The organism is Candidatus Frankia alpina (genome assembly GCF_902806485.1).
In the GTDB taxonomy this organism is placed as follows: Bacteria; Actinomycetota; Actinomycetes; order Frankiales; family Frankiaceae; genus Frankia; species Frankia alpina.
Window position 1 is genome coordinate 1 of record NZ_CADCWT010000189.1, and the last position, 9,860, is coordinate 9,860.

General features: G+C 70.9%; 13 protein-coding genes and 1 pseudogene. 8 read left to right on the plus strand and 6 right to left on the minus strand.

Going from position 1 to position 9,860, the window contains the following annotated elements; translation table 11 throughout:
- Positions 1-214: 214 nt before the first annotated feature.
- Positions 215-487 carry a hypothetical protein gene (locus G6R25_RS17710; protein ID WP_136449252.1) on the minus strand — a complete coding sequence of 91 codons (273 nt, stop codon included), beginning with the start codon at positions 485-487 and terminating at the stop codon, positions 215-217.
- Positions 488-967: 480 nt separating this feature from the next.
- On the opposite strand from G6R25_RS17710, the gene G6R25_RS17715 reads away from it, so the two are divergent.
- Entirely contained in the window at positions 968-1,249 is a 282-nt protein-coding gene (locus G6R25_RS17715) for a streptomycin-6-phosphate phosphatase (RefSeq protein WP_136449253.1), read from the plus strand.
- Positions 1,250-1,358: 109 nt separating this feature from the next.
- Here the strand turns inward: G6R25_RS17715 and G6R25_RS17720 are convergent, their stop codons facing one another.
- Together G6R25_RS17720 and G6R25_RS29035 are read right to left on the minus strand one after the other, a co-directional pair.
- Positions 1,359-2,237 carry a nuclease gene (locus G6R25_RS17720; RefSeq protein WP_235948901.1) on the minus strand — a complete coding sequence of 293 codons (879 nt, stop codon included), beginning with the start codon at positions 2,235-2,237 and terminating at the stop codon, positions 1,359-1,361.
- Between the two features lie 109 nt (positions 2,238-2,346).
- Positions 2,347-3,057 (minus strand): annotated as a pseudogene (locus G6R25_RS29035) (MOSC domain-containing protein).
- A 172-nt stretch (positions 3,058-3,229) separates the two neighbouring features.
- On the opposite strand from G6R25_RS29035, the gene G6R25_RS17730 reads away from it, so the two are divergent.
- The 3 genes from G6R25_RS17730 (at position 3,230) to G6R25_RS17740 (ending at position 5,387) form a co-directional block, all read left to right on the plus strand.
- Positions 3,230-3,721 (plus strand): TIGR03618 family F420-dependent PPOX class oxidoreductase, encoded by a 492-nt coding sequence (locus tag G6R25_RS17730; RefSeq protein WP_473246911.1) that lies wholly within the window; start codon positions 3,230-3,232, stop codon positions 3,719-3,721.
- 261 nt (positions 3,722-3,982) lie between these two features.
- Positions 3,983-4,399 carry a hypothetical protein gene (locus tag G6R25_RS17735; protein ID WP_163553877.1) on the plus strand — a complete coding sequence of 139 codons (417 nt, stop codon included), beginning with the start codon at positions 3,983-3,985 and terminating at the stop codon, positions 4,397-4,399.
- A 163-nt stretch (positions 4,400-4,562) separates the two neighbouring features.
- On the plus strand, positions 4,563-5,387 hold the full coding sequence (locus G6R25_RS17740) for an SAM-dependent methyltransferase (protein ID WP_163553878.1): 825 nt from the start codon (positions 4,563-4,565) through the stop codon (positions 5,385-5,387).
- 37 nt (positions 5,388-5,424) lie between these two features.
- On the opposite strand, the gene G6R25_RS31790 is transcribed toward G6R25_RS17740, so the two are convergent.
- Genes G6R25_RS31790 through G6R25_RS17755 form a run of 3 tightly spaced genes read right to left on the minus strand, consistent with a single transcriptional unit; the run spans position 5,425 to position 7,401 of the window.
- Positions 5,425-6,648, minus strand: a complete 1,224-nt coding sequence (locus tag G6R25_RS31790) for an isochorismatase family protein (protein ID WP_205447209.1) — start codon at positions 6,646-6,648, stop codon at positions 5,425-5,427.
- The gene (locus G6R25_RS31795) at positions 6,645-6,962 is read right to left on the minus strand and encodes a hypothetical protein (RefSeq protein WP_205447210.1); all 318 of its coding nucleotides are present in this window, start codon (positions 6,960-6,962) and stop codon (positions 6,645-6,647) included. The genes G6R25_RS31790 and G6R25_RS31795 overlap by 4 nt, the downstream gene beginning before the upstream one ends.
- Positions 6,955-7,401, minus strand: coding sequence for a MarR family winged helix-turn-helix transcriptional regulator (locus tag G6R25_RS17755; RefSeq protein WP_136448890.1), 447 nt, complete (start codon positions 7,399-7,401; stop codon positions 6,955-6,957). Before G6R25_RS17755 ends, G6R25_RS31795 begins: the two co-directional genes overlap by 8 nt.
- Before the next feature lie 193 nt (positions 7,402-7,594).
- Here G6R25_RS17755 and G6R25_RS17760 point away from each other — a divergent pair, with 193 nt between their 5' ends.
- The 4 genes from G6R25_RS17760 to G6R25_RS29040 all read left to right on the plus strand — a co-directional run bounded on the left by G6R25_RS17760 (position 7,595) and on the right by G6R25_RS29040 (position 9,614).
- Positions 7,595-8,023, plus strand: coding sequence for an IMP cyclohydrolase (locus tag G6R25_RS17760; protein ID WP_136448889.1), 429 nt, complete (start codon positions 7,595-7,597; stop codon positions 8,021-8,023).
- A gap of 132 nt (positions 8,024-8,155) precedes the next feature.
- The gene (locus G6R25_RS31800; protein WP_205447212.1) at positions 8,156-8,464 is read left to right on the plus strand and encodes a DUF4158 domain-containing protein; all 309 of its coding nucleotides are present in this window, start codon (positions 8,156-8,158) and stop codon (positions 8,462-8,464) included.
- Entirely contained in the window at positions 8,422-9,300 is an 879-nt protein-coding gene (locus G6R25_RS31805) for a hypothetical protein (RefSeq protein WP_205447213.1), read from the plus strand. The genes G6R25_RS31800 and G6R25_RS31805 overlap by 43 nt, the downstream gene beginning before the upstream one ends.
- Before the next feature lie 179 nt (positions 9,301-9,479).
- On the plus strand, positions 9,480-9,614 hold the full coding sequence (locus G6R25_RS29040) for a hypothetical protein (protein ID WP_268904177.1): 135 nt from the start codon (positions 9,480-9,482) through the stop codon (positions 9,612-9,614).
- The last annotated feature ends 246 nt before the right edge of the window (positions 9,615-9,860 follow it).

Here is a 9,860-nt window from a genome sequence, read left to right on the forward strand (position 1 = left end):
ACTCACACCCCGCAACAATTACCCAACGTCACAAATCGACGCCGGGAATGGCTCAATGGCCAGCTCCTCATGAGCAATGGCGGCGTCCGGTGAGACGGGTAGGACGCCTATGACGTGCTATACACCCCGGAGCGCCCGAGCGGCCCCGGCCCGGGCCGTCCGGAAGGCGCCGGCCCGTCCGCGGGGTCCAACGCCTCCTGCTCAGCGCCTACCGTCAGTAGCAGCCATCAGTCTCGATCTCGGGAATACAAGCCGGTCGAACACGCGAGCCTGCCAGTATCGCCCCCCGGCGGCGACGCTCCAGCCATGCTCCGCACCCGATTGATCGACGTGCGGGGAGCGCTGCGCTGCGTTCCGCGAAGCGTCGCCGCGCGTTCTCCTTGCCGTCGAGCAGAACGATTTCGGGAAAGTCGACGCCGACGTCTCCGGCGAGGCGTTCAATTTGTTGGGTGAACACCGTACGGCCCAGGAACTGCGCAATCACCACGTCGTGCCCGGCGCCCAGGTGGGTCCGTGCGAGCGCGATCGCGCGGGCGAGAAGCCCGGCCGCCCGTGGATCAGCCCGTCCATCGTCGCGCAGGCTCCGCGCCCGATCGATACCCGATCGATGTCGAGCCCGTGGGCCGGCGGATGCTTCTCGACGTACCCGCGGGCCGGCGTGGACTTGGCGCACCTCGGTGGCCCGGTGAGCAACAATCAGAGCAGAGCAGGAACGCGGGCGAGTCCGGAGGCGTCCGCACTCGGCCTCACCCCGCTCGCCGGCGGGGGACGGGGCACCGGCGTCGACGGTGTGGCGCGGGCGACCCGCGGGCCCACACCCTGCCGTCACCGGTTCGGGATGCGGGTACGTGGCTGCGGGTCACGACAGGCCGTGGTCGGCCGGGATGTTCCCGGGGGCCGTTTCCGGGAATATCCGGAACTGGTACGAATGTCGAACTAGCGTTCGACATGGTGGGGGGTGTGTGTTGTGCTGGCTGGTGTGGAGCAGGGCGTGGCGTGGCGCATCGAGGTCGCCTGGGACGGCGAGCACCGCTACATCGCCGACGTGTGCGGCTGGCGGTTGACCGACGATCCCGACGGGGCGCGCACGTGGCCGACCCGGCTGCAGGCCGTCCGCGAGGCCAGCGCGTTCACGCGCGCCCAGGCGTGGCGCATCGAGTACGGCGGCGCCGCGATCGCCCTGGTGCCGGCGGCCGGCGGGCCGGGTCCGGCCGCGGGCGAACAGCCCCTGTGGACGTCACCGCAGTAGGGGACGGCGGACGGGGAGATCAGCAGGTGTATCCAAGGTTCACTGCCCCGGCCAAGGGACGTCGGCAGAGTCCGCGGCGCCCGCGCAGGGTCAGCCTTCCAGGAAAGGGTCAGCCTTCCAAGAAGACGAGGTGTTCCGGGGCGACGGTCAGGGTGACCTTCTCCTGCCCGGTGGCCCGATCGGTCCGCACCGTGACGAGGGTGTCCAGGGTGGTGGCCTGCCCCGCGGGGACGGTGAACAACCGGTCGTCACCGGCGGCGAGGAAATCGCCGAAACCGGCCAGGTCCACCCCGCCGGTCTCATCCAGGGCCAGGTATTCCGCCAGCCGGCGGAACAGCTTCGGCAGGATGACCAGATCGTCGGTGAGCTGATCGCGGGAGGCGACGGTGAACCCGGACGTGGTGGCGTCGAGTTTCCAGATACCACTCGCCGCCCGGCGCGGCGCGGCGGTGGTCGCGGCGAGATCGGCGCGCAGGTCGACATACAGCTTCGAGTAGAACGTCGGATACACCCAGCCGGCGGCCAGCAGCCGGTGGTTGACCGACCGGTGCAGCCCGTCGACGTCGAGGAACAGCGGCCCGCCGTCGGTCGCGCCGGACGGCGCCGCCCCGGCGAAGGCCATCGCGACCGCCCGGCCGTACTTGTCGGCGAAGCGGGTCAGGATGTACCCGTCGGTCTGGGTGGGCGTGGCGGCGGTGACGGTGCCGCGAGCGTCGCGGGTGACGTCGGTGAAACCCAGTTCGTGCAGCAGCGCGTCGGCGGTGCCCCGGCCGAACTCGCCGCGCTGATGCCATTCCCGCGACCCGTGCGGCGGGGTGTAATGCGTCTCCAGCGCGTCGATGGCGTCCAGTCGCAGCTGCACGCCGCCCGCCCGGTTGGCCTTCACGGTGATGCCCGCCCGGCGGAACGCCTGCGGATCGTGCGGGTAGAAGCGGACCGAGTCGCCGTCGGGCGAGGCGCCCACGACCCGGTAGGTCCCGGTGATCAAAGTCAGAGGCGTGGATCACGCGTTCCCCTGCGACGCCGCCGAGATGCGGATCGTGACGATGAACCTCCCGTGAACGTTGCCACCTCTTCCGTCGGCGGCCTGCGCCGCGTCAGACACGGCCGCGCCGGCGCGGTGCCGTGCGCTCGCGGGCCCAGTCGTACCAGGACGCCGGCAGGTCTGGGGCGTCGAGCACCGCCGCGGCCAGCCCAGCGTCGCGCCCGTGGTAGGCGCGGGCGAGCGCGCTGACCCCGACCGCCGCCGGCGCACCCGGCGTGACGTCGATGGCGTCGCCGGCACCCAGCTCCCCCTCGACCAGCACCCGCAGGTAGATTCCCGGCCGCCCGGCGGCGGCGAACCGCCGCGGCAGGCTGCGATCGGCGAACCGGATCCCGAGCTTGAAGCACGGGATGCGCGGCTGGGCGACCTACAGCCGCGCCAACCCGATCGACCACCTCTCGCCGACGACGACGCCGGCCGCGTCCAGCCCGGCGATGGTCAGGTTCTCCCCGAACGCCCCCACCGGCACGTCACGGCCCAACTCCCCCGCCCACCAGGCGAGATCCTCCAGGGCGTAGGCGTAGACGGCCTTGTCCGGACCACCGTGGTTGACCAGGTCGGCCTGGCGGTCACCGTCGAGGTTTCCGCGGCGCACCGCGACCCGCCCGGCCACCGGCTCCTTCCAGATCGCCGTCATCACCTCGCCGCCGGCACCGCCGCCGTCACCGTCGGTGCCGCGGGGGACGGCGCGGGGTAGACCGACGTTGACCGACACCACCCGTGGGCCTCGCACCCCACCGATCGGGCCGCGCGTGCCACTCATCCCGGCCTCCAGGCCTCGCCCTCGTCGGAACTTTCCACCAGAACATTTCTACGTCGCCGCAGGCACCGGCACATCCCGCCCGCCGTCGCCACCCGCACCCCGCGACCTGCAAGCGACACCGGTCACCCCGGGCAGAGCTATACGGTGGAAATCGTTACCACAAGGACGGACAGTGACGAGGCCGCACGGTCGGATCCGGGCCATCGCGACGAAGGGTGAACAAGCCGTGACCAGCTTCGAGGACGCCGCCGCCCTCAGCCGCACCGAAAGCGGACTCGCCGTCATCTCCACGCTGCGCGACGACGGCGGCATCCAGTCCTCCGTCGTCAACATCGCGTTCATGCGCCATCCGCTCACCGACCTCGAGGTCGTCGCGTTCGTGACCTACGGCGCGGTCAAACTCGCCCATCTGCGGGCCCGCCCGCAGGCCAGCGCCACCGTGCGCTCCGGTTGGCGGTGGGCGACCGTCGAGGGCACCGCCGAGATCATCGGCCCCGACGACCCGCGCCCCGGAGTCGATACCGTGCGGCTGCGACTGCTGCTGCGCGAGGTGTTCCTCGCCGCCGGCGGCACCCACGACGACTGGCACACCTACGACCGGGTGATGGCCGAACAGCGCCGCACCGCCGTGTTCCTCACCCCCACCCGCATCTACGGCCCCTAATCGGACGTACCGGGTCGGGGTAAGGCGGCAGGCCAGGCCCCCTGGCCCGCAGCTCCCTATCCGGCGACCGGCGCCGTTGAACAGATTGACCTTCACTGTGGCTGTTTTGGCAACTCGGACTGACCAATACCCCCGAGGCGGGGCATGGCATCTGGAGGAATCGCGGTGACTCCATCGAAACAACCTGCATCGAAACAACCTGCATCGCAGCGTCAGGCTGACCGTGCGCTCTGCTCGATCCGGGTCGCGGAGACACTCGGGTTGCAGGTTCGCGTCGTCGCGAGCGCGATGCGCACGGCCGGGGTGAGTGAGCCGTTGACCCTCGCGCAGGCGAAGTCGTGGCAGGCGATGACCGTCGAACCGCCGGCCTGGATGATCGCTCTGCTCGTCGACGCGGCGACCCGCCGCAGTCGCCGGGAGCATCATGCGCAGCAGCGGGCCGGCGACGAGGAGCACCGCATGCTCCTCGTCGCCGACAAGGTGCAGCGGCGGCTGCTGGCCGGCCAGCACATCCGCGGTGCGGACGCCATGCACATCGCGACCGACCTGGCGTTTCGCGCGCAGAAGGAGCTGTGTCGAGGGGCCCGGCCCGAGGACCTATTCGCCCTGGACCTCGCGGCCCTGCGATGGGCGGGCGTCGATCCCCACGACCGCAACACCTGGTTCCTGATCGGTTGATGCAGCTTTCCGCTGGGCGCCCCGGCTCGGACGATACGGGCGGCGGGCCCCGTCGACACGGCGCGGAACCGGTTCGCAGCGGTGCGTGAGTATCCGTCCAACCTGACTCACTCCCTGTCGATAGGGTGACCGTCTGGTGGCATGAGCGTGAGGGGGCAGGGCGATGGCGGACCCAGGTGCTGACACGGGCTCGGTGGGCAAGACGCTGCGGACGGATCTGCCGCACCCGGCGCGGATGTATGACTACTACCTCGGCGGCAAGGACAACTTCCCGGCCGACCGGGAGGCCGCCGAGCTGGCGATCGCCGCGTTTCCGAACGCGCGGGTGGCCGCCCGGGAGAACCGCGCCTTCATGACGCGGGCGACGCGTTACCTGGCCACGCAGGCAGGGATCGGCCAGTTCCTGGACATCGGGACGGGGATCCCGGCGTCGCCGAACCTGCACGAGGTGGCCCAGAGCATCGTCTCCGACGCCCAGGTCGTCTACGCCGACAACGACCCGATCGTGCTCACGCACGCCCGCGCCCTGCTCACCAGCACGCCGCAGGGCCAGACCGCCTACCTCGACGCCGACATCCGCGACCCGGCCGCGATCCTCGACTCGCCCGAGCTGCGCGAAACCCTGGACCTGGCCCGGCCGGTCGCCCTGTCCCTCGTCGCGATCTTCCACTTCGTTTCCGACGAGGAGGATCTCCACGCGATCGTGCGTCGCCTCGTCGAGGCGTTGCCGTCGGGCAGCTATCTGATCCTCACCCATGGGACCGCGGATTTCGACCCGGACGCCGAGGCGTTCGCGGCCGCCTACCGCAAGCGTGGCCTGCCGTTCCAGCTCCGCACCCACACCCGGGTGGAACGCATGTTCGACGGACTGGAGCTGGTCGAACCGGGCCTGCTCCTTGCGCACCGCTGGCGGCCCGACGACGACGGGTCCATCCCCCTGCGCGACGCGCAGGTCGGCATCTACGGCGGGGTCGCCCGGAAATCGTGACCGGAAATCGTGACCGGACCAAGCAGCCGGCGAACGCCTACGACGTGGCGTGGAGGGTGTAGGCCCACTGCTCGACGGTGGCGACCTCGCCGCGCCGGGGCAGGACGTCGGTGACGAGCGTGTGGTGCAGGGCGGGGTTGGGGTCGGCGCAGGCGTCAGACAGGACGGTGACCTGGTAGTCGAGGTCGGCGGCCTGCAGGACGATGCCGGCGGTGGAGACACCGGCCAGGACGAGGCGATCGATGTCCTGGGCGGCCAGGATCTGCTGGAGGTTGTTACCGGCGAAGGCGCTGACGCGGTTCTTGTAGACGACGATCTCGCCTTCTGCGGGGGCGACATCGGGGTGGATGGCGGCGGCGGGGTCGTCGGCGGTGAACAGGTGGGACGGAAGGGAACCGAAGATCTTGTTGCGGGGGTGGGCGTCGATGTGGCCGGGGCGCAGCCGCAGTGCCACGTGGATGACGGGGACGCCTGCGGCGCGAGCCGTGCCGAGTGCGCGCACGGCGCGGGGCAGGTAGTCGGCGGGCAGGCGGGCGAGGTGGTGGGGCTGCAGGTCCATTGCGAGCAGGGCGGTGCGGGCCACGGTGTGCGCCTTTCGTTCAGGTGTGCTTGCTCGGGGGCCGAGAGTGCGGTCGCCGACGGTCAGCAGGAGGTAGAGCACGCCTGCGCCGAGCCTGATCCAGGCGAGGTGGTGCATGCCGCCGGTGTCCGCGCGCTGCCCGAAGGAGGCGGCCGTCGTGGCGGAGGCGACCATCGCCCCGACGTAGGCGAAGGTACGCAGCAGGCCGGCCGAGGAGGCGGTGCGCTCGGGATCGGCCTGGAAGTAGACGGAGTTCTGCAGGGCCAGGCTGTTCAGTCCCTGCGGGACGCCGAAGATCAGGGCGACGAGGATCAGCATCCACACGGGGCTGTCCCCGGTGAGCGTCAGCATCACCACACAGGCGATGACCTGCCCGAGCGCGCCGGCGAGCAGCTTGCCGCGCACGCCTTTGCGCCGCCCGGTGATGATCGAGACACCGATGGCCACTCCGAACATGGGGATCTGCACCAGCCCGGCGTGGAAGGGCGAGAGCCCGAAGCCCTCCTGCGTCCACTGGGTGAACCCGTAGAGGAAGGAGTAGGCGACGACGTAGGCGACCAGCGCGCGCCCGTAGGTGACGAGCAGTGGGGTGTTGCCGCCCAGCACCCGCAGGTCGATGAACGGGGTGGGGGCCCGTAGCTCCCGCGCCGCGAACGCGGCGCCCGCGGCGGCGGCGATCACCAGCAGGTACCCGTCGCGCGCAGGTGCAGGTTCATCAGGAACAGCAGCAGCGAGATGAGCATCGCGGCGAACAGGGCCATGCCCGGCAAGTCGAGTTGGGCGTGCGGGGATTCCGGTGTACCGGTCTCCTTGACCAGCCACGCGGTCCGCGAGGGCGGGGCGCCCAACGCGTCGCCGATGGGTACGAGCGTGACGGCGATGATCGTCGAGTTGATTGGGTTCAGGACCGAGCCCAGCATCATCGGCGCCAGCAGCCGCCGGTCGAAGCCCGCCGTCGCCGTCCTGCCCCGTCCCGCCGTTTTCTGATCAGTCATGGGTGAGGCGCTCCAGTATTGCCATGGCGGCGATCACGGCCCGCCGTTCCTCTTCCGTGCACTTGTCCTGCAACTGACCGGCCAGCCATTCCTGCCGGGCGTGGCGCCCCTGCGCCACCCGCCGGTGCCCCTGCGCGGTCAGCGCGATCAGCTGACGGCGCCCGTCATGGGGGTCGGGCCGCCGTTGCACTAGCCCCAGGGCGGTCAGCGACGCGACTGTCGCCGTCATCGACTGGTGGCGCACTCCCTCGGCCGAGGCAAGCTCACTGGCCGTGACGCTGTGCTTGCCGGACAGGCGGGTCAGAACGGACTCCTGCCCAAGGGTGATGTCCTCGGCTTCGGCGGCGTTCAGGATGCGGCGCCGCAGGCGGCTGATGACCGTACGGACCTCTCGCGAAGCCTGAACCGCCGAGGGTGACAGGCGCGGGCTCTCCTCCATGCATCCCATCCTAGAACCCACAGCCCAAGCTGTACAGTTTTGTCTGTACAGCTTGGGCTGCTTGACGGGCCCCACGCTGCGGGACCCCGGCCCCGACACGGCAGGGTGAAGGCGCAGGGTGAAGACCAGGCGCCGGCGGACCGCGGCGACCGGCCACCCCGGACGTCGCGTCCGACCGATCGCAGGAGCGTGCATGTCCATAGCCCCGTTGCGCCAGGTCCTGGCAGGTAACCGCTATCCGGGGCGAGGCGTGTTGTGGGCGAGAACCCTCGACGGCGCGCTGCACGGTGGGTACTTCCTCACCGGACGCAGCGCCGCCTCCCAGGCCCGCAGGCTGATGCGACGGGACGCAGAACTGATCGTCGCCGCGACCGGCGCAGCCGCACACGATCCGCTGCGGCATTACGTGGCCGCCCGTGAACGCGGCGGCTGGCTCGTGTTCGGCAACGGAGAACAGGTCGCCGCGGTGGCGGACCGGCTGGAAGCGGGACAGCCGGCCGGCCGGGAGGCGCTGCTGGCCGAGGTGTGGGATGCGCTGACCCCGCAGCTGCGCGTGGCGGCCGCGGTCTTCGCACCGGGACAGCTCGCCGACGCCGCCATCCGCAACACCTCGCCCCGCTGATGGGCGTGATCACGGGTCCGCGTGAACCGGAGCTGGGAGACGCGTTCGGCCGTGTTCTGGCGCGCTGCTGGGCGTCGGGTGCCCGACCGGGGTCGGTGTTCGAGGTTCTCGAGCGCGACGACGGCTGGGTCGGTGCGCATTCGGGACTTCCCGGAGATCAACCGGGCTGAGCTCATCCGGCACTTCACGTTGACCGGTGCGGACGAGGCGTTCGTGCGCCAGTTCCGTACGGGCCGCAACGTGCTGGGCGTGGCGGTCCAGCTGTGCACGCTGCCGTGGCTGGGCTTCGTACCCGACGAGGTCGCCGCGGCGCCGGCCGCCGCCGTGGGCCGGTTGTCGCAGCGGCTCGGGATCGCGATGGGTGAGCTGCGCGGGTACGGCGAGCGGGAGCAGACCCGTTGTTCCGGCTGGCCTGCGAGTACCTGCTCTCCTCGCGGGTGATCCGGCCGGGGGTGATCCTGCTGCTGCGGCGGGTGGCTGCGGCCCGGGCCCGCGCTCGGACGGAGACGTGGTCGCGGGTGCGGAACCTGCTCACCGAGCGGCGGTGCGCCGAGCTGGACCTGCTGCTGGTCCCGGACGCTTATCTCGGCCGGACGCCGCTGTCCTGGCTGGGCGTGGGGCCGACGTCGTCGAGCCCGGCCGCGGTGAAGGCGGAGCTGGAGAAACTGGCCTACCTGCGGCGCCTCGATGCGCACACCCTGGACTTGTCGATGCTGTCGGCGGAGCGACGCCGGTTCCTGGCCGGGGTCGGGCGGCGGTTGACCGGGCAGGCGTTGCAGCGCCGCGAGCCGGAACGCCGGTACCCGATCCTGCTCACGCTGCTGGCGCAGTCGGCCGTTGACGTGCTCGACGAGACGCTGCTGCTGTTCGACCAGGCGATCAGTGGGCGGGAGGCGGCGGCGAAGCAGAAGGTCGCCGAGGCCTTGGCCGAGCGGGCCAAGGGCGGCGAGAACCGGCAGGCGCTGCTGGACGAGATCCTGACCATCGTGCTCGACACCGCGATCGGCGATGAGCAGATTGGCCCTCTGCTGCGCACCAGCATCGGCATGGACCGGATGCGGGCGGCGTGGGCCGAGCGCCGTGGCCGGATCGTTCAGGACCATCGCAACCTCAGCGCGGTAGACGAGCACCTCCACCAACGCGACCGGGTCGTCATCTGCCTCGGGATGGGCCAACGCACTGTCAAGAATCCGAGCCGCCTGCCGGGCGTCCCCTCTGGAGTCGGACTGCACGACGGCGTTCGCCATCGCCTTGTCATAGCGTGTCAGCCTGTGTGAGGAAAGCCGATACGGCCAGCACGGAGATGATCCGCCGGATTCTGAGCGGCGCTGTCGTACCGCGCACCTGGTACACCGTGGAGACGATCCTTGAGGCACTCTGCTGCCTCGCCGAACAAGCATCGCTGGCCGGACGACAACTGGTCGGAGCGCACGTTCAAAGATGAGCTAAAGCAGCGATGGAACGCCGTCTCGATTACTCCGAGGAGAACCTGCCCGAGCTGCCCCCGCGCCCCAGCCCGCCGCCCCCGAGCGTCGACGACCCGTGGGCGTCAGCACCCCGCTCCGGCGGCGACGATGACCCGCCCTTCTAGCCGGTTGGATGCCTCCCTCGATCTGACGACCGCGCCCGTTCCACAAGCCGCGGTCCGGATCGGGCACGGGTGGACCCTGCCGCACACGCCGCGGCGAGCTGGTCCGGCGCCGGCGCGTCGGCGGTGCTTAGGCCGCGACAGAGGCAAGCCAGTTGGGTTGCCGATTGCCGTGGAATCACGCCGGCGTTGGCCGACGGCCCGTACGACACGGTGGTGCTGGCGCCAGCCGGATAGGCTGCCCGCGGG